Here is a 23,348-nt window from a genome sequence, read left to right on the forward strand (position 1 = left end):
TAGATTATGCAAGACACCCACAAAACCTCTCTTTCATCGGCAACTTTGACCCCTTTCTCAACGTCAAAAAAAGCCGTGTTGCTGCTCAGTTCTTGTCTGATTCTTGGCTTGCCTGCATGTAATACCCTACCTAAACAACAAAGCTTAACCCCGCAATATGCGTATGATGTCAATACGGATCAAACCAGTTTGGCCAAAATCATTGAGCCTTTAAAAACACAAAATCCTGAATTGACCGGCTATCATATTTTGTATGAGCCGATGGAAGCAATTGCAGCGCGTTTGCAACTGATTGATAAAGCAGAAAAGACTTTAGATTTACAATATTATATTTGGGACAATGACACCATTGGCTCATTGGCCTTATACAAAATTATTCAAGCGGCAGATCGTGGCGTTAAAGTCCGTTTACTGATGGATGATAACAATGCCAAATCCATGGAAGCGATTTATCTGGCTTTAGATCAGCATCAAAATATTGAGGTTAAACTGTTTAACCCCTACCGCTTCCGACGTTTACGCCCGATGGAAATGATCATCGATTTAAAGCGAATCAACCGTCGAATGCACAATAAAACCTTTACCGCCGACAATCAGATTACCCTGATTGGCGGACGTAATATGAGTAACCAATATTATAACGTCAGTGAAAATTATCAGTTTTCTGATGTGGATGTAATGTTGGTCGGTCAAGCGGTCGATGATATTACCCATTCTTTTGATGAATACTGGAACCACAGTTATGCCTATCCTGTGCGCCAAATTGTCAATCATAAGCAGTACACTTTGCGCTACGAAGGACTTAAATCGCAACTGACTGAGTTTTATCAAAGCGCATCGATTCAGAATTATCTCAATTTAAGCAATCGCAGTCATGACTTTAATCAATGGTTGAGCAATGACGTTGAATTGGATTGGGTCAAGGCTCAAGTGATTAAAGACTCACCGGAAAAAATCAAATCTAAAGCCAAAAAAGAAGAACACTTAAACTTCCAATTGGTGCAACGTTTGCAAAAACCAGAAAAAAGTGTCGATATTATTTCCGCCTATTTCGTACCTGAGAAAAAAGGCGAACAGCATTTGAAAAAATTGGCGGAAGATGGCGTTAATGTTCGTGTGCTTACCAACTCGTTTAAAGCCAATGACGTGGCATTGGTACATGCCTTTTATGCCAAATATCGAGAAAGTTTGCTGAAAAGCGGCGTGCAACTGTATGAATTCTTGCCCGCCATTCCTGAAGAGTTTCAAAATAAAAACAATATCGAGATTTCAAAGCAGCTCAAAGTCAGTCTGAAAGGTCTGAGTCGTTCCAGTTTACATGCCAAAATGATGGCACTGGATGACAAGCAAGTGTTTATTGGTTCGTTTAACTTCGACCCTCGCTCCTCCAACCTGAATACTGAAATTGGGGTAATTTTAGACAGTAAACCTTTGGCCAATGCGGTGCACAGCACCATGGATCAAAACTTAAGAAAATATGCCTATAAATTGGTTTTAGATTCAAACGACAAAATCAACTGGAAATATCAAACCCCAACAGGCGAACAGACGCTCACCAAAGAACCGAAAATGAAGTGGTGGCAAAAAGCCGGGGTGAAAATGATTTCATGGTTGCCGCTTGAAGGCTTTATGTAAGCTCTAGGAATTAGTCATCTAGAATCAAAAAAAATCCACTTCAAGCGAAGTGGGTTTTTTGTACAGCACACCAGATTTCTATGCTTGGACTAAGACTTCTTGATGTAATTCTGCCAAGCCTTGTTCCATTCTATGCTGAATTTCTTGGGTCAGTGATTCTACCGTATGCCCTGTCACATCCACCGCAGGCAAGGCCTTTAAATGGGCAATCACTTTCGGCATCTCTAACACTGATTTAACATGCTCTCCAAAACTGATATCGCCAATAAATGGTGCCACGGTATCGAGCTGACCCTGCTGATTAACATAGCAAATTAAGCAAATTTGTACAGGACGCCCGGCATCAATGGCTGCACCCAAAATTCGGCCGTAAATTTTTTTGATACGACTGCCATCTGTAGTCGTGGCTTCAGGAAAGAATAACACCGGAATATTCTGTTTTAAAAATCCAGTAATTTGTTCTTTGATTCTGAGCGAATCACCTGAACCACGTTTGATAAATAACGTGCCGCCACCTTTAGCCAATTTGCCAAAGATCGGCCAATTTTCAATTTCAGCTTTGGCCAAAAAGAAAATCCGCGCACCCGAACCGAGTACCGCAATATCTAACCATGAAATATGATTACTCACCCACAAGGCAGGGTCACGCGGAATGGTGCCATGCACTTGCACATCGATATTAAACACCTGACACAACCGACGACAGAAATGCTGCACATAGCGGGTGTTTTTAGGATTGTTGGGTTCTTTGTACATCTGATGTCTAAAAATAAGATAAAACCCTTCGCTGACCGCAGCGGTACCGGCTGCCAGCTTATGGGTATATAACATCGCTTTAGAAAATAGATTCATCTTATTTGAAGGCGTTTGGGTCATAGAGTCATCACTAAGCAAAAGTCTTGAGCTTTTTCATCCTGTGTTTTGTCGTATTCTATACGTTTCAAGCTTGGCTTGCATTGATTATAAAAACCGGATGTGCGGATTCATAAATGCAATTTCAATCTATTTAGATCATTAAATAGGGTATTGTTATCGACTATTTAGATTTTAATAAGGATTGCTAGGTCAATGAAATCGCATACTGTAGTAGAGGAATCAGTTGAAATTTCGATAGTGGATGCGCTGAAACTGATCTCAGGCACTGTGATGGCACTGGCGAGTTTCTTGTTGTTGTTTGCCTATGTTATTCGCCAATTCTTAGTCTGATTGAAAATGTAAAGATTCACTCAAATCGATCTATTTTCCTTTAGCTTGCGTTTTTCCACTAAAATGAATGTTTAATATCATGCATATTGGTTGTGGAGACAGGATTTAGTGGAAGATTTTGAACAATATCAAGCAAGTGAACGTGCAGTTTTGGTCAGCGTTGCAGTGAATATACTAGATGATCTTGACCAAGAAGAGTTTCACTTATTGGCAAAATCTGCAGGGGCAGAGATTCTTGAGCATGTTCAAGCACAGCGTATCAAGCCCGATCCTAAATATTTTGTCGGATCGGGTAAAGCTGAAGAAATTGCAGAGATCGCCAAGCATTTAGAAGCTGATATTGTGATTTTTGATCATTCACTCACACCGTCTCAAGAACGTAATTTAGAACGCATCATTCAATGTCGTGTGATTGATCGTACCCGTTTAATCCTGGATATTTTTGCGCAACGTGCACGCACCCATGAAGGTAAACTGCAAGTCGAATTGGCACAACTTGATCATTTGTCCTCACGTTTGGTCGGTGGCCGTATGGGACTCGATGGGCAAAAAGGCGGTATTGGCTTACGTGGCCCGGGTGAAACCCAGCTTGAAACAGATCGTCGTTTATTACGTTTACGCATTTCTCAGCTTAAAGACAAACTTGAAAAAGTGCGTCAGACCCGTATCCAAGGTCGTGCAGCACGTCAAAAAGCTGCGATTCCCACCGTGTCTTTGGTCGGCTATACCAATGCCGGTAAATCTACGCTGTTTAATATCTTGGCAGAAAGCGATGTTTATGCTGCCGATCAACTGTTTGCCACCCTTGACCCGACGTTAAGACGCTTAAATTGGGATGGTATAGGTGCTTTAGTTCTGGCAGATACCGTAGGCTTCGTGCGAAATCTTGCGCATGCCTTAGTGGAATCCTTTAAGGCAACTTTAGAAGAAACCGTTGAAGCAACCTTACTTTTGCACGTGATTGATTCCAGCAGTCCAGATAAATTAGAGCAAATTGAAGCGGTTGAAAAAGTGCTGAAAGAAATTGGCACCGATGTGCCGACCCTGAGAGTGTATAACAAGATCGATCAGTCCGGTGAAGAAGCCAAGATCGTGTATGCGGCACCACACTTACCTGATCGTGTCTATGTTTCAGCACACAGCCAGCAAGGCTTAGATCTGCTTAAACAAGCCGTGCAAGAATGCTTGATGGGACAGATTCAAACGTTCAACGTGGTGCTTAAACCGGCCTATGGAAAAATCAGAACTCAGCTCTATGCACTGAATGTGATTCAAGCCGAAGATTATGATGATCAAGGCAATCTCAATTTACGGGTCACCATGGCACCGCATAAACTGGAACAATTGATCAAACAAAATCATTTACCGATCGATGAAATCCTCGGTGAAAAAGCACAACAATTCAAAAGAGTACTCGAAGAGTTTGAAATAAAAGATTAAATGCGTTAAAACGTGATAAGTGGAATTTTAAAGTTTAATAATTATGCAATGGATTAAAAATATCGACTGGCCAGCGTGGATCGGCACACTTATCTTAATTATTGGTTTTCGCGAACTTGCGGTCTGGGTCACGAGCCAATTTCATCATCCTGAACTCGGCAATTTGGCAGGTTTAATTGGTCTGCTGATTCTGCTAACTATCTGGCGAATGACCACAGGCTTGCCGCAACGCTTGGTCGACACCACCAACCGCTTGATGAAAGAAAGTGGTTTTGCCTTTTTACCGATCTGTGCAGGCTCTCTGATCATGTTGGTGCAGATGGGTAAGGATATCCCACTATTTTTATTGGTATTGGTGGTCAGTACGCTGATACCACTCTGGATCTACGCAAAAATCGCGAAAAAGTGGCTCTAAAAGGAATTTGCAATGTTCAGTATTTTAATTGGTTTTATCTTGACCTTAGTCGCTTATTTGGCTGCAAAACCCATCAACCGCCGCTTTCCACAAGTGCCACTTTTAGTGATTGGGATGTTTATCGTGATTGGCTTGTTGTTGATCTTCAAAATTCCCTATGAAAATTATAACCAAAACATGAATGGCTTATTTAGCCATTTATTGGGCTATGTCACAGTGGCATTAGCAATTCCCTTGGCTGCAATGCGGTATGACGATCTGCCCCTAAAAGCCATGTTCGGCATCTTGGTCTTTGCCAGCGTCAGTGCGGTGGCGCTACCCATGAGTTTGGCTTATCTACTGCACATGGCAGATTCAACCATTATGGCTTTTGCGACTCGTGCCGTCACCACGCCGATTGCGATCAATATTGCAGAACTGTTGCACTCCCCTGTGACCTTGGTGATCTTGATTGTGATCCTGTCTGGCACCATTGGCGCAGCATTTTCATCGGTGATTTTACGTAATATTAATGATGAACGTGCATCTGGTTTAGCCCTTGGTTTGGCTGCCCATGCCATCGGTACAGCGCAGGCTTGGCAACGTGGCAGTGTGGCTGGACGCTATGCAGCGTTCGGAATGGCGGTTAATGCTGTGTTTACCGCGATCTGGTTGCCAACTTTTATTATCTTTTTGAATAAAATGTGACTTGTTACACCTTTCACATGATTGATTAGTGTATTTTTCCACCGTATGATAGGACCACATTAATCGCTTAAGGAAATGAGGGATACAGGATGGGATTCAATAAATTTGGCTTAACTGTGATTTTAGCCACACTAAGCAGTGGTGTTTTTGCCAAAGATATTACCGGCACATGGCAACAAATTGATGACAAATCAGGCGCCCCTAAAGCCCTCATTCAGATTCGTAAAGAAGCGAATAACACCTATACAGGCAAAATTATTAAAGTCACCCCTTTACCGGGATATACCCCACGTGAACGTTGCAATGATTGTCCAGCGCCTTATAGCAATACACCGATTTTGGGTATGGATGTATTGAAAGGTTTGACACAACAAGCCAATCAAAAACTCTATAACAAAGGCAGTATCATCGATCCATTGGCAGGTAAAGTGTATTCAGCACAAGCGAAACTCAATGAGTCAGGCAATCGACTAACGCTGAGAGCTTTTATGGGTGTTTCAAGTCTCGGGCGCAGCCAAACTTGGATTCGCCAACACAACTAAAGCTCAACAGGTCTGCAATTAATTAAATGGGCATTGAATTAAATCTCTATTTAACATCCTCTTCATATCCCAAATCCAATAGAGCCACGTCAGTGGCTTTATTTTTAATTTCCGCGCTCGATCATAAGTTTTGATTCCCTGCATATAATTGTTGTTTTTTTGTTCTATTTTCTTTATATTTTAAGTTGCTTTTTAACCAATTATCACTCAATGGATATGAAATGATAAAAAAAGCCTTAATTTCGATATTTAATCTATTTACATTGACATCCGTGGTTTATGCACAAGATATTACGGGGACATGGCGTCAAATCGATGATCAAACCGGAACATCTAAGGCGCTAATTGAAATTCGCAAGGAAAGCAATAACAGTTATACCGGTAAAATCGTCAAGATTACCCCTTTACCGGGTTACACCCCGAAAGAAAAATGTGTCAATTGTCCACCGCCGTATACTGAGAAACCAATTTTAGGTTTAGATGTATTAAAGGGTTTAAAACATGACAAAGAGAATAATTTTACGGGTGGCAAAATTTTAGATCCGCTGTCTGGCAAAATTTATGCGATGAAAGCCAAATTAAGCCCAAATGGTAAACGCTTACAAATGCGTGGCTATATCGGTGTGTCTGCGCTTGGTCGTAGTCAAACCTGGATTAGAGACTCGCCTTGATTTGGAGTTTGTTCTCATAAAAAAAGCCACAGGACGTGGCTTTTTTGATTCGCTATACTTGAGTTTAGATCACTGGATTATCAACGGCGAATAACTGCTGATCTTCTAAACGATAAGCTATCAATTGATTGCCCCATACGCATCCACCATCCACATTTTGGATTTGAGCACTAATGGTTTTGCCTTGTAATGCAGCCCAATGACCAAAAACGATCTGATGCGTTTCAGTCGTTTTTGATTGAAACTCAAACCAAGGCTGAAAACCTTCAGGCATCGGATCATTCAAACTATCTTTAAAACTAAACTCTAAACGTCCATGTTCATCAGTCAATCGCATACGCGTTAGATAGTTGGTAATACAGCGCAATCGAGCATTGCCCTCTAAATCCTCAGACCATAGATCCGGCGTTTTGCCATACATCTCTTTTAAGAAGCCATCAAGCACTTCAAAATCATCATTTGAGATAATAGCCTCAACTTCTTTAGCCAAAGCAGCCGTTTGCTCGGCAGACCACATACATGGAACACCGGCATGAGTCAAAATCGTCTGCTCATTTGGAAATAAACATAGCGGCTGTTTACGCAACCAATCAATCAAATCATCACTTTCTAAAGCATTGATCACATCACGGGTGTTGTCTTTGTCTTTAATCTCTTTGATACCACGTGCAACCGCCAATAAATTCAGATCGTGATTGCCTAGCACTGTTGCTGCAACGCCATTGTCCACTAACTTTTTAATAAAACGTAGTGCACCGACCGAGTTTTCACCTCGAGCAACCAAGTCCCCTGCAAACCAAATAAAGTCTTGATCTGCATCGAATTGAATTTTTTTCAATAAGGCTTTCAGCGCTTCAAAACAGCCCTGCACATCACCAATCACATAATTATATCGAATTGTACGTGTCATCAGAATTTAAGCCACCATATTGTCAGATAAAGCCACAAACTGAGCTAAGGTTAAAGTCTCAGGACGTGCCATTGGATCGACACCGGCTTTTTCAAAACCATCTTCAGCCAACATGCCTTTTAAGCTGTTACGCAAGGTTTTACGGCGCTGAGTAAATACATGTGAGACCAAACGTGCCAAAGCTTTTTCATTCTTCGCCACAATCGGTTTGTCTTTATACGGCTCTAAACGAAACACAGCTGAAGTGACCTTAGGCGGCGGATTAAATGATCCCGGTGGCACTTCAAACAAAAACGTTGGCTTACAGAAATATTGAATCATCACTGACAAACGACCATATTCTTTGGTATTCGGTGCAGCAGTAATACGATCGACCACTTCTTTTTGCAACATAAAGTGCATGTCTTTCACTTGCCCACCAAACTCTAAGAGATGGAACAGTAAAGGCGTCGAAATGTTATATGGCAAGTTACCTACCACACGTAGTGGACGACCTTCTTGGAACAACTGTGAATAGTCGTAACGTAATGCATCGGTTTCAATAATGGTCAAACGTTCAGGATATGGCACACGACCCGGTAGGCCTGCAGCCAAATCACGGTCTAACTCAAGTACCGTTAAGGCATCACATTCACCAATCAACGGTGAGGTCAATGCTGCCAAACCCGGACCAATTTCTAAAACATTATCACCCGGACGCGGATTGACAGAACGCACGATTTTGGCAATGACACGTTGGTCATGTAAAAAGTTTTGACCAAATCGTTTTCGAGCCTGATGCCCTTCTTCTTTTGGGTTTAAGGCATTAATTTGATACATAAAACATTTCCAACGTGAATAAATGATACAAAATCAGTGACGTGCTAAATCTAGCGCTAAATCGACAGCAACATGCAAACTTGAACTTTTGGCTTGTCCAGTGCCTGCAAGGGAGAGTGCTGTACCATGGTCAACTGATGTACGAATGAAAGGCAAGCCTAAGGTAATGTTAATGGCTTCCCCGAATCCTTGAGATTTTAACACAGGTAAACCCTGATCGTGATACATCGCTAAAACCGCATCGGCATCTTTTAAATTTTCAGGGGTAAATAAGGTGTCGGCAGGCAGGCTTAAACTCATCTGAATACCCTGATCACGATAACGTTGTAATACAGGATTAATCACTTCAATTTCTTCCATACCCAAATACCCATCTTCACCGGCATGTGGGTTTAAACCACAAACTAAAATATTGGGCTGATCAATCTTAAATTTGGTTTTTAGGTCATGAATTAAGATATCGATGACTTGATGTAAGCGCTGTTTGGTAATGGCATCGGGGACATCACGAAGTGCTAAATGCGTAGTGGCTAAAGCAACTCTTAATGTTTTAGTGGCAAGCATCATCACTACCCGTTCGACACCTGCAAACTCTTGGTAATATTCAGTATGGCCGCTAAAGTGAATCCCCGCATCATTGATCACTGACTTTTGTACCGGCGCCGTCGCTACGCCAACACTTTTGCCTGACATGGCATATTCAGCAGAGCGGCGCAGTTGTTCTAATACATATGCAGCATTTTGTGGATTGAGTTCGCCGAGTACCACCTCTTGAGCTAGAGGCACATGCTCAACCAACAATTGCCCTTTTAAAGCAGAGGATGACTGATGCTGATATTCAATCAATTCAACATGCTTGCCCAAAACTTCAATGCGTTTTTTCAGCATATCAAGATCAGCCAGCACCACGATTGGATGTTCATCCACTCGATCGGCCAAAGTTAAACAAATATCGGGGCCAATTCCCGCAGGTTCACCACTTGTCACATATAAAGGAAGCATATATCACCTCATTTTGCCCACGACTTGATTATATACCTTAGAAGTAACATAACGATTTCAAATTCAGAAGATTAGAGTAAAGTTCGAGTATTTTCATGGCTTGGCATAAATTAAAACCTGTAGAAGAAAGCCAATAGTGTGATTAAAATCACGCTTTACGAAACAATTGAAAATCCCCGCAGTGATTAGCTTTTAAACACTTTCCATCGATTACAAATTCGGATAGAATACACCGCTTGAAATTTTATATTTCGATTGTAATTCTATGTAATTTTCGATAGAATTCGGTCTCCTTTTTGTTTGGACAGACTCCACCGTCCAAACCAACTATAATAGGTAGTGGTTAATGAAAACTCTCAGCGCTAAGCCAGCTGAAGTTCAACACGACTGGTATGTTGTTGATGCTTCTGGCAAAACTTTAGGTCGCCTTGCGACTGAAATCGCTCGTCGTTTACGCGGTAAGCATAAAACTTCTTATACTCCTCACGTTGACACTGGCGATTACATCGTTGTAATCAATGCTGAAGAAATTCAAGTGACTGGTAAAAAAGCACTTGATAAAAAATATTATCGCCACACTGGTTTCCCTGGTGGTATCCGCGAAACTAACTTTGAAAAGTTAATCGCTCACAAACCAGAAGCAGTTTTAGAAAAAGCTGTTAAAGGTATGTTACCAAAAGGTCCTCTTGGTTATGCTATGATCAAGAAAATGAAAGTGTATGCGGGTACTGAGCATCCACATGCTGCTCAACAGCCACAAGTTTTGGACATCTAAGGGATACAGCACATGGCTACTAATTATGGTACAGGTCGCCGTAAGACCGCAACTGCACGTGTTTTCCTATCAGCTGGTACTGGTAAACTCGTAATCAACAACCGTACTCTTGAGCAATATTTCGGTCGTGAAACTGCTCGTATGGTTGTTCGTCAACCTTTAGAACTTCTTGAAGTTTCTGAAAAATTTGACCTTTACATCACTGTTGCTGGTGGTGGTATCGGTGGTCAAGCTGGCGCTATCCGTCACGGTATTACTCGTGCGTTGATCGCTTCTGACGAAACTTTAAAACCTGCTCTTCGTCAAGCTGGTTTCGTTACTCGTGATGCTCGTGAAGTTGAACGTAAGAAACTTGGTTTACGTAAAGCGCGTAAACGTCCTCAATTCTCTAAACGTTAATTCGTTTACCGAATCGGACAAAAAAAGCCTTGGATTTTCCAAGGCTTTTTTATGGCTATATTTTTATTAAAAGTTTCAATGGAACTTATTGTTCATAAACATCGTTGCCCCAAACACCCTCATTACACCAATAGGATTTGGTCAGTCGATAATTTAAATAGCCCGCCATGACAATCAATAAAATAAACATCAGTTGTAGCATCTTGAATCACCTCTTTATTATTTTGAATTCAACTCGGTGATTCAATCATCACCCGCAACATCGTGCTTTTTCAGTTGATTTTTAGTATCCTAACTGATTCATTCTGCCTAGTTCATATCTATGTCTGTCGAGAACACTCCACTTCAAGGAATTACGCTTTATAGCCATGCAGATGATTTTCGTTCACATTGGATTCGTTTCTTGTTGGCTGAAAAGCAAATCAAACATCATTTGATTATTGCCGATGACGAAGATGAGGATTTAGCCACATTGAATCCCTATAACCGTCTACCAATGATGCTGGAAAATGACTTAAAGCTGTTCAATGCTTCGATCATTTCTGAATACCTCGATGATCGTTACCGTCAAAATAAACTTTATGCAGATGCGCCTGCGCCGCGTGCTGAACAACGTCAATATATTTGGCGCTTAGAGAATGATTGGCTGAAACTTGCCGATATTATGTTGTGTCATCCCGACACCCTAGATGAAAAAGAAAAGCTGAAAGCGCAAAAACAATTGAAAGATACGTTGATCTCGCTCACCCCATTATTTCAACATTATCCGTACTTTATGTCTGAAAGCTTTAGCATTTTGGACTGTATGCTAGCACCTATTTTTATTCGCCTAAAAGCCATGGGCATTGAATTACCCAAACAACAATGTCGTCCGATTTTACTGTATTGCCAACGGGTGTTTAGCCGTCCTGCCTTTATCAAGTCGCTAACGATCCAAGAAAAAAGTCGTTACAGTGCTTTAATCAAAGCCGCTTAATCTTGCGCTAAAAGTGGCATAGGCTGGATTAACGGATTACTATTGTTTAATACCTATTATCGTTCACTGCTGTTCGTGAGCAAATCAACAAAGAGTTATTTCAAATGTCTGATCAAGAATTGAATTTAAGCCCTACACGTCCATATCTTGCGCGCGCAATCTATGAGTGGATTTGCGACAATAATTTAACCCCTTATTTGATGGTCGATGCGACCAAACCTTATACCGATGTACCGACGCAATTTGTACAAGATGGTCAAATTGTGCTGAATATTGTGCCTCATGCGGTGCATAAATTGCATATGAGCAATGATGCGATCACCTTCTCTGCCCGTTTTGGTGGTTTATCTACAGACATTTATGTGCCATTTAATGCAGTACTTGGGCTATATGCAAAAGAAAATGGTCAAGGATTATTCTTTGATCCAGATGAATATAGCAATGCACAAGATGAGCAAAATACTTTAGAATCAAAACAGAAAGAAACACAACAAACAGAACCCGTGAAGAAAAAACCAAGTCTAAGAATTTTAGATTAGACTTAGAATAAGGAGAAATTGATGGCTTTTGATTTAGTACACTATTTTGCTGAGCAGATAAAGATTCAAAAGCCTCAGCTTCTCAGCCAATATCCTGCTGAAGAGCGTTGCGCCTACTTAAATGAAATCAATACATTAACCTTAGGTAAACTGATCAGCTTATGGCGTAAAGACGAAAACAAAATCTATCAAGAAATTTATTCGCAAGATCAACTGTACGTACAAGAAGTATCAAGACATCTGACCACTTCCACAAAAAATGAATCGACTTTGCCCAAGTCTGAACTTGAGCATGCCACCAGTGAAATTTTACATTTACAACTGAATGAACTGAAACAACTCGATCAAACCGGTCAATATAAGCAACGTGGAATGCGTGAATTGCTGCTTGGACAAATTGAACACCTCTCAGGCAAGGCCAAAAATTGGGTTTGGTCAACGAATGAGCTAAATGAGCTGATTGGCTCTCAACCAATTGTAGAAGAAGCGTTATCATTGGATGAAACAATGAAGGAGTTTAGCCACATGGTTAACAATCAGCACGCAGATACACATGAGATCGTTGAACCAGTTGTTGCAACTGTCCCAACATGGGCCAAAGTGTTAGAGCCAGTGGTTGCGTTGGTAATCTTATGGATTCTATATTCAGCACTGGCCAATATTTTTGCATAATTTAAATTAATAAAGAAAAAGCGACCCTTAAGGTCGCTTTTTCTTTATGTATATGGTGAGTTTAGATCTCTACATTCAGCAGAATTTGACGCTTTTTCACCTGCTGTCCAACTTGACCCACGATTTCGCCAACCACCCCATCAACATCGGACTTGATCTGTTGCTGAATTTTCATCGCTTCTAAAATCAATAAGGTTTGACCTTTGCTGACCGTATCGCCCGGATTGACCACCACATTGATGATTGCACCATCCATCGGCGCACGAATTTTACCATCACCTGCCACATCTGCCGTTTCAGGCGGCAAATAGGTGATATTTTCAACAGCCACATTACCATTGGCGCTGTCGAGGTAAACAAAGTTACCCTCCACCACATAATCGACTTTACGACGTACACCATTGATCACATAAATCAGTTGTTCATCATTTTGCTCCACCAACTGAATCGTTGCAGATTCACCACACGTTTCAACCGAGACATCATTGCCATCACGCTTCACAATCAATTCGAGTTTTTGATCGTCGTAACGCAGCTTTAAAGGCAAGGTTAAAGCAATGCCGGTATTCCAACTGCTTTGTGTGGACGCATTAGTAAATAGTGCCGCAGTCAACGCCAAAGTTTCTAGCTGCAAATTTTGTTTATTTAAGCTGACATCTTGTTGGAAATGTTCTTGAATAAAAGCGGTATTGGTATCCCCTTTCACCACCACAGGATGGCGAAGTAGATTCACCAAAAATTCTTTATTGCTATTCACACCCAACAATATGCTTTGTTCTACAGCACGTGCGAGGGTACGAATCGCATCATTACGGTTTTCACCATAAGCAATGACTTTCGCCACCATCGGGTCATAGAAAGGACTAATTTCACCTTGGGATAACATGCCATGGTCAATCCGCACATTGGCAGACTCTGCGGGTTTCCAGCGTAAAATTTTCCCTGTTTGTGGTAAGAAATCGAGTCGTGGATCTTCTGCATATAGTCGAACTTCAATCGCATGACCTTTTAGGGTTAGCTCAGATTGTTGTAGCGGTAATGTCTCACCATTGGCAACACGGAGTTGCCATTCCACCAAATCTAGACCTGTAATCAATTCCGTTACAGGATGTTCTACTTGCAAACGGGTGTTCATTTCCAAGAAGTAGAATTCACCTGAAGCATCCAGTAGAAATTCAACCGTACCTGCACCGACATAGTCACATGAACGTGCTGCGGCTACAGCTGCCTCACCCATACGTTGACGCAAATCAGGCGTCATCACAGGACAAGGTGCTTCTTCCACAACTTTTTGGTGACGGCGTTGAATCGAACAATCTCGCTCGAACAGATACACATAATTGCCATGGGTATCGCCGAAGACTTGAATTTCCACATGACGAGGTGCAATCACCGCTTTTTCAATAATCAGTTCACCAGAACCAAAAGCATTTTCCGCTTCAGAACGTGCGGTGTTAAGGGCTTCAAGCAAATCTGACTCTTGATGCACTAAACGCATACCTCGACCACCGCCCCCTGCTGAAGCTTTTACCATCAGTGGAAAGCCGACGTTACGTGCTTGTTCTGCCAAAAATTCGATGTCTTGTTGATCACCCTCATAACCAGGGACGCACGGTACACCGGCTTGAATCATGGCAATTTTAGACAGACGTTTACTACCCATCAGTTCAATCGCACCTGATGGTGGACCGATAAAAGTAATCCCATTGGCTTCACAGGCTGCTGCAAAATCGGTATTTTCAGATAAGAATCCATAACCGGGATGTACGGCGTCTGCACCTGTTTTTTTACAGGCTTCAATAATATTGGGAATAGACAGATAAGAGTCCGATACTTTTGACGGACCGATATGCACCGCTTCATCTGCTGCCTGTACATGACGTGCATGTTGATCTGCATCTGAATACACTGCAACTGTTCGATACCCCATTGCTTTGGCTGTTTGCATCACGCGCACAGCAATTTCACCACGGTTTGCCACTAATACTTTAGAAAAAGCCATATGATCACCACTATTTTTATATGACCTTCTTCATCCAAGAAGGTCGTTATGCTTTATTGGTTTTGCAGTGTAAATAGATTACTCGTCTGCCCAAGTCGGTTTTCTTTTTTGAATAAATGCCATGGTGCCTTCCATGCCTTCAGGACTGTTCACGGCATCAGCAAACTGTGCAGCGGCATCATCCAGTAGTCCACCTAAAGCCTCTTGTGTCGATGCACGATGTAACAGTGCTTTGGTTGCACGAGAGGCAAGCGGTGCTGCACGTTTAATTTGTTCAAGCGTGCTTTCAAGCAATTGCTCAAGTTCACTTTCATCATGTGCCACTTCATGCACCACACCAAACTGCAATGCTTTTTCACCATCGAAACGAGCGCCCAGAAGCGCCAAACGACGTGCTTGGGTTAAGCCCACACGCTTCACCACAAAGGGTGCAATTTGTGCAGGCAAAATACCTAATCCCGTTTCAGGTAAACCAAATTGCGCATTTTGATGGGCAATCGCCACGTCAGAGACACAAGCTAAACCAAATCCACCACCAAGCACTGCCCCCTCTAAAATCGCCACCACCGTTTGCGGTGCTTGATCAACCAGTTCAATCATGGCACCAAAGGTACGGTTAAAATCGATATAGGGTTTATTGCTGCCTTCATTCATGGCAGCGGCACGAATGCCTGCCATGTCTTTAATGTCACCGCCTGCACAGAAATGATTACCATGCCCACGGAACACCACTGCACGAATCGAGGTATCCTCAGCAATCGCATTGAAGACACTCATAATCGATTTCACCATGTTTAGGCTCATGGCATTACGACTTTCAGGGCGGTTTAACCAAATCTTTAAAATTGAACCTTGTTGCTCTAATTTAATGCTGTCATCAACAAGCACGGCATTTAAAGGATGTGAATCAGTCATGTTCAAGCTCCTTATTTGCGCTTACCCGGTAAGGTATCCATCAATTTACAGATGATACCCAACATGATTTCATCCGCACCGCCACCAATTGACACTAAACGTCCATCACGATAGAACTGTGCCGCTGGGTTATCATTCATAAAGCCATTACCGCCCCAGAACTGTAAGCAACTGTCTGCCACTTCACGGGTCAAACGACCTGCTTTGAGTTTCGCCATCGATGCAATTTGTGTGACATCTTCACCTGCAATATGTAGCTCACATGCACGATAGGTCAGTGCTTTCAATGCTTCTACTTCTGTCATCAACTCTGCAAAACGGAAATGAATGTATTGATTGTTAATCAATGGCTGACCGAAAGTCGTGCGTTCACGGGTGTATTGAATGGTTTTTTCAATACAGTTCAACATACCGCCCATGGCATTGGCTGCACCCCACATCCGCTCTTCTTGGAACTGCAACATTTGCATCATAAAGCCCATGCCTTCAGTACCCACCAAGTTACGCTGTGGGACACGCACATTGTCAAAAAACACCTGTGCCGTGGTACTTGAACGCATACCCAATTTATCTAAAGGTTCAGAGAAGCTGATCCCTGGTGTTTTTGCAGGGACAATAATCATGGACTTATTGAAATGCGGTTTGCCATCTGAGGTATTGGCCAATAAACAGAAAAAGTCAGCTTGCAATGAGTTGGTGATCCACATCTTATGACCATTGATAATGTAATCATCCCCGTCTTTGACTGCTGTGGTTTTCAGTGCGGCTACATCTGAACCTGCTTGCACTTCAGATACTGCAATCGCAGCCACTTTTTCACCTGCAACAGCGGGTGTTAAAAACTCATCACGAAGTTCTTTAGAACCAAAACGTGCAATCGCAGGCGTGGCCATATCGGTTTGAACGCCCATTGCCAGTGCAACACCACCGACATTGATTCGACCGAGTTCTTCAGCCACCACCAAGTTATATGAATAATCTAGAGCCAAACCACCATTTTCTTCAGGTTTACAAATACCGAGTAAGCCCAAATCCCCCATTTTTTTAAAGACTTCATGAATCGGGAATTGACCTGCGGCTTCCCACTCTCCCGTAAATGGATTGATTTCATTTTCAACAAATTGACGTGTGGTACGACGTAATGCTTCATGTTCTGATGTAAATTTCATTTTTTATGTCCTTAAATTTTTTAAATATCTGTTTTTTTAATCTCCCCTTGCCCCTCTTTGAAAAAGAGGAGGAAATCCCTTCTTAACTAAGAGGCTCTCCCTCTCCTTTTAGGAGAGGGTTGGGGTGAGGTTATAAATTCTTAGAATCTCGGCACACCAAAACGGGTTGGGTTTAGTTCGCGTTGTTGTGCTTCATTAATGGTTTGTAATAAGAAAATCAGCAATTTACGTGTATCACGTGGATCAATAATACCGTCATCATGCAGCATCGCTGTGTTAAATAAAGCGGTGGATTGTGCTTCCAATTTCATCGCAGTGGATTGTTCTAAGAAATCCAAGACTTGCTCATTTGGTTCCATGCCAGATTCACGTTGCTTCGCTTCAGCCACGATACGCAGTACCTTACCTGCTTGTGCGCCCCCCATCACCGCAACCCGAGAGTTCGGCCAAGAGAAAATAAATTGCGGCCCCAATGGACGACCACACATTGCATAGTTCCCTGCACCATATGAACCGTGCGCAATAATCGAAATCTTCGGTACGGTACAATTCGCTACAGCTTGAATCAGTTTAGAACCATGTTTGATGATGCCGTTTTGTTCAGCATCCGTTCCCACCATAAAGCCTGTGGTGTTATGCAAGAATAAAATTGGGCGACGGGTCTGTTCACACAGTTGAATAAACTGTGCGGCTTTTGCTGCACCTTGTGGGGTAATTGGACCATTGTTGGTGATGATGCCCAAATGCAAACCACCGACTTTCGACCAACCACAGACCGTATGTGAGTCATATTCATTTTTAAATTCGAAGAAGTCAGAATCATCAACAATACGTGCAATGATTTCTTTCATATCCAAAGGTTGTTTTGGATCTGCTGGGATAATCCCGAGTAATTCTTCTGCTGAATAACGTGGTTCTTTATATTCTGGCGTTTCAAGCTTAACTTGTTCTTTCCAATTTAAATGCGCAAAGATTTCACGTGCAATACGGATTCCATCGGCATCATTTTCAGCTAAGTATTCTGCGGTACCTGCCACTTGTGCATGCATTTCTGCACCACCCAGCTCTTCAGCTGTTGCGACTTCACCTGTAGCTGCCAGCAATAATGGCGGACCTGCAAGCAACATTTCAGTTTGCTTACGTACGGTAATCACATAGTCTGAAAGACCCGGTTGGTATGCACCGCCTGCAGTGGCATTACCATGCACCACCGAAATTTGTGGAATCCCTTTGGCAGATAAACGTGCTTGATTGGCAAAGGTTGTACCGCCCGCAGTAAATACTTCCGCAGCATAATTCAGGTTCGCACCACCACTTTCAGCCAAAGTAATGATCGGCAATTTTTGCTCTAATGCAATTTGATGAAGTCGTAGGCTTTTGTGTACGCCCATGGGTGCAATGGTTCCGCCTTTGATTGCGCTGTTATTGGCCGCAATCATACAACGCGTACCATTCACAAAGCCGATCCCTGCGATGATCCCGCCACCTGCTTCAGAACCGTCTTTATCGTCATGCATCTTGTAGCCCACAAGACCACACAATTCGACAAAGGGTGAATCAGCATCAAGCAATAAGCGCACACGTTCATGCGGTAAAATTTTGCCTTTTTTATCGTATTTCGGTTTTGCTTTATACGAGCGATCGACTGCACTTTGTTGAATGGCACGCACTTCTTCTAGTTGTGCCAATAATGCTGCTTTATTGGTTTCAAAAACTTCACTGCCTACAGCAATTTCAGATTGAAGTATCGGCATCTCTCAGCTCCTTAAGATTGATTTGTTCTTTTTTTAATAACATCTGGAATAAATGCACGATGGAATCCATTAAATGATTCACTATTTCTAGCATCAGATAATGGGAATATGCGAGTCCCTTGCGAAGCAGCACCATCAATGCGTAGCGTCACACCCGAGACAAAAGCGGCGGCTTCAGACAATAAGTACACGATGGCAGAAGACACTTCAGACTCGGTTCCCATACGCTGCAAAGGTACATTGCCCGATAAGTTTGGAATAATAAATTCCGCCACAGGCCCCGAATAAGTATCCATGCCTGAAGAAAGAATCCAACCTGGTGCAACGGCATTCACACGTACACCTGATTTCCCCCATTCCACCGCAGCCGTTTTGGTTAAATTATCTACCCCAGAACGTGCAGCACCCGAATGCCCCATCCCTGGCATCCCACCCCACATATCCGCGGTCATATTAACAATACTGCCGCCATTTTTTTCCATCCATTGGTTATAAGCTTCACGCATCAAATAGAAGGTCGAATGCAGATTGTTGCGAATCACAGCATCAAAGCCATTGGCAGAAATACTTTCCAACGTAGATGGGAATTGACCACCGGCATTGTTGACTAGACCATCAATACGCCCAAACTTCTCCACCACTTCAGCAATCATGTCTTTGACTTGCTGTTCTTCACGGTTATCACAGATAATGGCGTGAACTTTGCCACCATCTTCCTGAATCTCTTTGCTGACATTTTCAAGTTTTTCAATTTTGCGACCCGTAATCACCACTTGCGCACCCAGTGCTGCAAGCTCATGTGCGGTACAACGCCCAATGCCTGAACCACCACCTGTCACGATAATGACTTTATTGGCAAAAGCATCGGTTCTAAATATTGAGTGATAACTCATCCTGATATTCTTCCTTTTATTCGCGCTTCTTTTTGTACTTAATAATTTAATTTGCTTTTAAAACTGTATTTAGCCTTCAACCAGCGACGCCGGTACTTTGACTGGCATATCCAATAACTGTTGAGCAAAGGCTTTCCCTTGTGGATCAATGCGTAAACTTGCGACACCACCACCGCCCAGTGCATCAAGCAATAAGAAATTCAACGCATTAAAACCTGGGATTTCATAACGCTGTACTTTATTTGCTTGACCATCTGAGCCTTCAAAGACATGCTTCATATATTCAGCAACTTTTTCTTCCGTCAATGAAGCACGAATCCAAGGTAGATATTCAGGCTGACGTGCAATCACACCAATATTGCTGTAATTACCTTTATCACCACTACGTGCATGAGCCACTTTGACCAAAGGTACTTCAATTTCATCACCTTTAAGCTGTGCCACTTCACCCACAGGTAGCGTCTGGGTTTGGAGATTTGTGCCTTGCGGAATATCAACCACATGGCGCTCACCATTGAGATCGACTTCAATTTTCAGATCTTTTTTATCGACCAAGAACGAAAACAATTTGATCACTGGCGACGGTTTAGGACGTCCCCCCACAATGCCTGTAAGCGCAGGCGCCATACCTGTAGACGCTTGCGCAATTTCAGAGGCGAAGAACATGCAGGCTTCTTTAAACATATGTTTTACGGCAATTTTCACCACCACTTCACGGTTGCCTTGCACACGACGATTGGCACCATAAGTCGTTTCAGTGCCTAAAATTTCCACTGATTTTTCTGAGAATGGAGGCACTGAACGTAAAGCCAACACACGCTCAACTTTACTTAAAATGGCATTGGACACAGCAAGGGCTTTTTCTTCAGCATCTTGACCGGCCAATAGGAAGCTCACCAAAACACGGTTGCCGTCGGGGTAAGTGGTGCTGACTTTATATTGTGATGTTGGCGCAGAACCTAAAGCACCTGACACTTTGACCCGATGCTCACCGACTTGTTCTAATTTGACTTGGCTAAAATCAGCCGTGACATCAGGCAATAAATACGCTTGTGGATGCCCAATTTCATACACGATTTGTTCAGCCACCGTACCAATCGACACCAATCCACCAGTACCTGCGGGTTTGGTCACCACAAAAGAAGAATCAGCAGCGACTTCAACGATTGGGAAGCCCATATTGTCAAAGCCTTCGACCAAACGCCAATCGGTAAAATTACCACCGGTACATTGCGCACCACATTCGATCACATGCCCTGCCAATGAACCTTGTGCTAGCTTGTCATAATCATCCAATGACCATTTGTACTCATGTAGCAAAGGGCCTAAAACTACAGCAGAATCGACCACACGACCTGTAATTACAATATCTGCACCGAGGTCTAGCGCATCACGCACTGCCACTGCACCCAAATAAGCATTACTACTTGCGACATGTGCAGGAAGATCTTCACCGCTAAACATTTCTTTAATGCCTTGCTTTTGTAAGTCGGCATGTTGATCGATTAAATCATCACCTAAGACCACAGCCACTTTTAAATCTAATCCAGCATTTTGAATCACTTGCTGTAAAGCATCACGGCATGCCAATGGATTGACACCACCAGCATTACTGACCACCTTAATTTTTTTATCGGCAATTTTTTTAATCAGCGGCGTCATGACACGACTAACAAAATCTAAGGCATAACCATGTGTTGGCTCTTTCATTTTCGCCTTTGCCATAATCGACATGGTGATTTCTGAAAGATAATCAAACACCAAATAGTTAATATCTGACATATGTACCAACTGGAATGCAGCCGTATTGGTATCTCCCCAAAAACCTGAAGCACAGCCAATTTTTACAACTTTTTGATCATCCTGAATATTTGTCATTTTGCCTTCTCATTATTCTGTTTAGAATTTAATCGTAATCTACCAAGCAAGCGCTTGGTTTGTAAAGTGCAAAATGTTATTATTCTTGGCAAATATGCTTAACTTGATTGGCAAGTCTGATCTGGCAAGGCTTTCAACCCTTTTGTAAGAGAGAAAAATAATAAAATGATTGCATCTTCAATTGATCAAATTGAACCGATCGCCTGTTTTGACGATACCCCACGGGGTCGTTTATTGTTGGGTGCGGCTTATCTATTTCATAAGCAAGGCTATGCCAAAACCACAGTACGTGAATTGGCACAATTCATTGGCATTCAATCGGGTAGCCTATTTCATCATTTCAAAACCAAGGATGATATCTTGGCAAATGTGATGGAACAGACGATTATTTATAACAATGCCTGTCTACAAAGTGCCATCACCACCTCCAATCATCCAGAGCAACAGCTGAAAGAATTGATTAAAGCTGAATTGCATGCCATTACAGGGGATACAGGTGCTGCCATGGCGGTTTTGGTTTATGAATGGTTTGCTCTTTCACCTGAAAATCAAAAAAAATTATTGAAGCTACGCAATGAATATGAGGGCATTTGGCTCAAAGTCATTCAGGTATTGCATGAACAAGGCAAAATTAAGCATGATCCTTTCATTTGGCGACGCCTAATTGGTGGTTCGATTGCATGGACCGTGACGTGGTATAACCCTGAAGGAAAACTTTCTTTAGATGGTTTAGCGGATATTGTTTGGGATATGACGCTGAAATCTTAAAAATATGTCCCGTCCTAAAATAGATTGACAGTATTTCCTTTCAAATCGAGTTAAGTCATTAGCTCGGTTTGATTTTGTTTATACACCTCATACGGTGTCTGCATATTTAAACTCAAATGCGGCCTATAACAGTTATAGATCATAATCGATTCAGCGATTAAATGATCTAATTCCTTCATTGTATTACAGCGTTGTGTTAAAAACTCTTGCTTTAAGATCCCATTGATTCGCTCTGCTAATGCATTTTGGTAACAATCGCCTCCATCGGTCATAGAGGGTAGAATGTCGTAATGTTGCAGTGTAGATTGGTATAAATCTGAGCAATATTGTGAGCCTCGATCCGAATGATGAATCATTCGGATCGCTCGATTCTCAACACCTCGCATCGCCATATGTAAAGCCTCAACTACATTTTCCGCTCGCATGTCACGTGATAACTTATAACCCTTAATCTCTCGAGTATAGGCATCCGTCACTAGAGCGAGGTAATGCACTCCCTCAGCACTCTGTACATACGTAATATCACTTACCCATACCTCATTGGCTTGTACAGGTGAGTAGTCCTTGAGTAGATTTGGATGCTTCTTCATCCAATGCTTGCTATCTGTTGTTTTGGTATAGCGACGCTTGGGACGTATCAATAAATCGTGTTCTCTTAATATCTTAAATAACTGATCTCGGCCATATTTTAAATTTTGTTCTAACAATTTGGGTTTAATCAACCAATAGAGTTTACGAGTGCCTATACTTGGCATCAGGCAACGGTATTCTTGAACCAACTCAAGTACCTTCTGGTTTTCTTGTCTTGTAATTTGAGCACTTTTCTCTGCTTGATAATAGGCTTGGCGACTGATCCCAAGCCATTCACAATAACGTGAAACGCTTAATCTTCTTTGGCTTTGCCAATCTTTGAAACGTGCTCGGCATACTTTTTTCCAAGATCTGAACCACATTCTTTATCAAGGTGATAAATCACATCTTCCATGAATTCAGTCTTGAGTTTTTCATTTGCGAGTTTTTTTTCTAACTGGCGAATTCTTTGTTGTGGTGTGAGTGGGCTTTTAGATGAATTTGGCATAATTGAAGTCCAATCCTGGTGTCCGTGTTTACGTAACCATGTTAGTACGGTTGATTTTCCTTGAATACCATATTTCTCTTGAGCCTGCTTATAAGTGATTGTGCCTTTTTCAACTTCATGAACAACCATCATTTTAAAGGCAAAGCTATAATCTCGTTGTGTGCGTTTAACACGTTGTTCTGTCTCATGTTTCATCAAATAAG

At 42.1% G+C, this 23,348-nt stretch carries 24 protein-coding genes; 13 read left to right on the forward strand and 11 right to left on the reverse strand.

Annotated features, from left to right (window positions below; translation table 11 throughout):
• Nucleotides 1-6 precede the first annotated feature (6 nt).
• Nucleotides 7-1,635 (forward strand): phospholipase D family protein, encoded by a 1,629-nt coding sequence (locus G8D99_RS12370; protein WP_166326378.1) that lies wholly within the window; start codon nucleotides 7-9, stop codon nucleotides 1,633-1,635.
• Nucleotides 1,636-1,713: 78 nt separating this feature from the next.
• Here G8D99_RS12370 and G8D99_RS12375 read toward each other — a convergent pair whose 3' ends face one another.
• Nucleotides 1,714-2,511, reverse strand: a complete 798-nt coding sequence (locus G8D99_RS12375) for a lysophospholipid acyltransferase family protein (RefSeq protein WP_166326380.1) — start codon at nucleotides 2,509-2,511, stop codon at nucleotides 1,714-1,716.
• A 192-nt stretch (nucleotides 2,512-2,703) separates the two neighbouring features.
• On the opposite strand from G8D99_RS12375, the gene G8D99_RS12380 reads away from it, so the two are divergent.
• The 6 genes from G8D99_RS12380 to G8D99_RS12405 all read left to right on the forward strand — a co-directional run bounded on the left by G8D99_RS12380 (nucleotide 2,704) and on the right by G8D99_RS12405 (nucleotide 6,596).
• Nucleotides 2,704-2,841, forward strand: a complete 138-nt coding sequence (locus tag G8D99_RS12380; protein ID WP_166326382.1) for a hypothetical protein — start codon at nucleotides 2,704-2,706, stop codon at nucleotides 2,839-2,841.
• 108 nt (nucleotides 2,842-2,949) lie between these two features.
• Entirely contained in the window at nucleotides 2,950-4,281 is a 1,332-nt protein-coding gene (hflX, locus tag G8D99_RS12385) for a ribosome rescue GTPase HflX (protein WP_166326384.1), read from the forward strand.
• A gap of 43 nt (nucleotides 4,282-4,324) precedes the next feature.
• Complete coding sequence (locus G8D99_RS12390) at nucleotides 4,325-4,696, forward strand: hypothetical protein (protein ID WP_166326386.1); 372 nt, start codon at nucleotides 4,325-4,327, stop codon at nucleotides 4,694-4,696.
• A gap of 12 nt (nucleotides 4,697-4,708) precedes the next feature.
• On the forward strand, nucleotides 4,709-5,383 hold the full coding sequence (locus G8D99_RS12395; protein ID WP_166326388.1) for an LrgB family protein: 675 nt from the start codon (nucleotides 4,709-4,711) through the stop codon (nucleotides 5,381-5,383).
• 89 nt (nucleotides 5,384-5,472) lie between these two features.
• Nucleotides 5,473-5,925 carry a DUF2147 domain-containing protein gene (locus G8D99_RS12400; RefSeq protein ID WP_166326390.1) on the forward strand — a complete coding sequence of 151 codons (453 nt, stop codon included), beginning with the start codon at nucleotides 5,473-5,475 and terminating at the stop codon, nucleotides 5,923-5,925.
• 221 nt (nucleotides 5,926-6,146) lie between these two features.
• On the forward strand, nucleotides 6,147-6,596 hold the full coding sequence (locus G8D99_RS12405; protein WP_166326392.1) for a DUF2147 domain-containing protein: 450 nt from the start codon (nucleotides 6,147-6,149) through the stop codon (nucleotides 6,594-6,596).
• A gap of 64 nt (nucleotides 6,597-6,660) precedes the next feature.
• Here the strand turns inward: G8D99_RS12405 and G8D99_RS12410 are convergent, their stop codons facing one another.
• From G8D99_RS12410 to pdxA, 3 genes are read right to left on the reverse strand one after another with little or no spacing between them, the layout of a single operon-like run.
• A complete protein-coding gene (locus G8D99_RS12410) occupies nucleotides 6,661-7,506 on the reverse strand; it encodes a symmetrical bis(5'-nucleosyl)-tetraphosphatase (RefSeq protein ID WP_166326394.1) in 846 nt (281 codons plus the stop codon).
• A gap of 6 nt (nucleotides 7,507-7,512) precedes the next feature.
• Nucleotides 7,513-8,325: a 16S rRNA (adenine(1518)-N(6)/adenine(1519)-N(6))-dimethyltransferase RsmA gene (rsmA, locus tag G8D99_RS12415; RefSeq protein WP_166326396.1), complete on the reverse strand. Its 813-nt coding sequence runs from the start codon at nucleotides 8,323-8,325 to the stop codon at nucleotides 7,513-7,515.
• Between the two features lie 33 nt (nucleotides 8,326-8,358).
• Complete coding sequence (gene pdxA / locus G8D99_RS12420) at nucleotides 8,359-9,327, reverse strand: 4-hydroxythreonine-4-phosphate dehydrogenase PdxA (protein ID WP_166326398.1); 969 nt, start codon at nucleotides 9,325-9,327, stop codon at nucleotides 8,359-8,361.
• 346 nt (nucleotides 9,328-9,673) lie between these two features.
• Here pdxA and rplM point away from each other — a divergent pair, with 346 nt between their 5' ends.
• From rplM to G8D99_RS12445, 5 genes are all read left to right on the forward strand, one after another.
• Nucleotides 9,674-10,102, forward strand: coding sequence for a 50S ribosomal protein L13 (gene rplM / locus G8D99_RS12425; RefSeq protein ID WP_004695096.1), 429 nt, complete (start codon nucleotides 9,674-9,676; stop codon nucleotides 10,100-10,102).
• Between the two features lie 12 nt (nucleotides 10,103-10,114).
• Nucleotides 10,115-10,501, forward strand: a complete 387-nt coding sequence (rpsI, locus tag G8D99_RS12430; RefSeq protein ID WP_166326400.1) for a 30S ribosomal protein S9 — start codon at nucleotides 10,115-10,117, stop codon at nucleotides 10,499-10,501.
• Between the two features lie 322 nt (nucleotides 10,502-10,823).
• A complete protein-coding gene (locus G8D99_RS12435) occupies nucleotides 10,824-11,477 on the forward strand; it encodes a glutathione S-transferase N-terminal domain-containing protein (RefSeq protein ID WP_166326402.1) in 654 nt (217 codons plus the stop codon).
• A 104-nt stretch (nucleotides 11,478-11,581) separates the two neighbouring features.
• Nucleotides 11,582-12,016, forward strand: coding sequence for a ClpXP protease specificity-enhancing factor (locus G8D99_RS12440; protein ID WP_166326404.1), 435 nt, complete (start codon nucleotides 11,582-11,584; stop codon nucleotides 12,014-12,016).
• A gap of 21 nt (nucleotides 12,017-12,037) precedes the next feature.
• Complete coding sequence (locus tag G8D99_RS12445) at nucleotides 12,038-12,688, forward strand: hypothetical protein (RefSeq protein WP_166326406.1); 651 nt, start codon at nucleotides 12,038-12,040, stop codon at nucleotides 12,686-12,688.
• A gap of 61 nt (nucleotides 12,689-12,749) precedes the next feature.
• On the opposite strand, the gene G8D99_RS12450 is transcribed toward G8D99_RS12445, so the two are convergent.
• From G8D99_RS12450 to G8D99_RS12475, 6 genes are all read right to left on the reverse strand, one after another.
• On the reverse strand, nucleotides 12,750-14,690 hold the full coding sequence (locus G8D99_RS12450; RefSeq protein WP_166326407.1) for an acetyl/propionyl/methylcrotonyl-CoA carboxylase subunit alpha: 1,941 nt from the start codon (nucleotides 14,688-14,690) through the stop codon (nucleotides 12,750-12,752).
• A 78-nt stretch (nucleotides 14,691-14,768) separates the two neighbouring features.
• A complete protein-coding gene (locus G8D99_RS12455; RefSeq protein ID WP_166326409.1) occupies nucleotides 14,769-15,605 on the reverse strand; it encodes an enoyl-CoA hydratase/isomerase family protein in 837 nt (278 codons plus the stop codon).
• An 11-nt stretch (nucleotides 15,606-15,616) separates the two neighbouring features.
• Nucleotides 15,617-16,774 carry an acyl-CoA dehydrogenase family protein gene (locus G8D99_RS12460; RefSeq protein ID WP_166326411.1) on the reverse strand — a complete coding sequence of 386 codons (1,158 nt, stop codon included), beginning with the start codon at nucleotides 16,772-16,774 and terminating at the stop codon, nucleotides 15,617-15,619.
• Nucleotides 16,775-16,914: 140 nt separating this feature from the next.
• Nucleotides 16,915-18,528: an acyl-CoA carboxylase subunit beta gene (locus G8D99_RS12465; RefSeq protein ID WP_166326413.1), complete on the reverse strand. Its 1,614-nt coding sequence runs from the start codon at nucleotides 18,526-18,528 to the stop codon at nucleotides 16,915-16,917.
• Nucleotides 18,529-18,539: 11 nt separating this feature from the next.
• Nucleotides 18,540-19,421 carry an SDR family oxidoreductase gene (locus G8D99_RS12470; protein ID WP_166326415.1) on the reverse strand — a complete coding sequence of 294 codons (882 nt, stop codon included), beginning with the start codon at nucleotides 19,419-19,421 and terminating at the stop codon, nucleotides 18,540-18,542.
• Between the two features lie 69 nt (nucleotides 19,422-19,490).
• Nucleotides 19,491-21,299, reverse strand: coding sequence for an acyclic terpene utilization AtuA family protein (locus G8D99_RS12475; RefSeq protein WP_166326417.1), 1,809 nt, complete (start codon nucleotides 21,297-21,299; stop codon nucleotides 19,491-19,493).
• A gap of 165 nt (nucleotides 21,300-21,464) precedes the next feature.
• Here G8D99_RS12475 and G8D99_RS12480 point away from each other — a divergent pair, with 165 nt between their 5' ends.
• Nucleotides 21,465-22,067, forward strand: a complete 603-nt coding sequence (locus G8D99_RS12480) for a TetR/AcrR family transcriptional regulator (RefSeq protein WP_166326419.1) — start codon at nucleotides 21,465-21,467, stop codon at nucleotides 22,065-22,067.
• A gap of 50 nt (nucleotides 22,068-22,117) precedes the next feature.
• On the opposite strand, the gene G8D99_RS12485 is transcribed toward G8D99_RS12480, so the two are convergent.
• Nucleotides 22,118-23,340, reverse strand: a protein-coding gene (locus tag G8D99_RS12485) for an IS3 family transposase (RefSeq protein ID WP_166326421.1) whose coding sequence is annotated in 2 segments (ribosomal slippage) — nucleotides 22,118-23,004 and nucleotides 23,004-23,340 — 1,224 coding nt in all. Because the reading frame shifts where the segments join, the coding sequence is not laid out codon by codon here.
• Nucleotides 23,341-23,348 lie beyond the last annotated feature (8 nt).

The organism is Acinetobacter lanii (genome assembly GCF_011578285.1).
Classification (GTDB): domain Bacteria; phylum Pseudomonadota; class Gammaproteobacteria; order Pseudomonadales; family Moraxellaceae; genus Acinetobacter; species Acinetobacter lanii.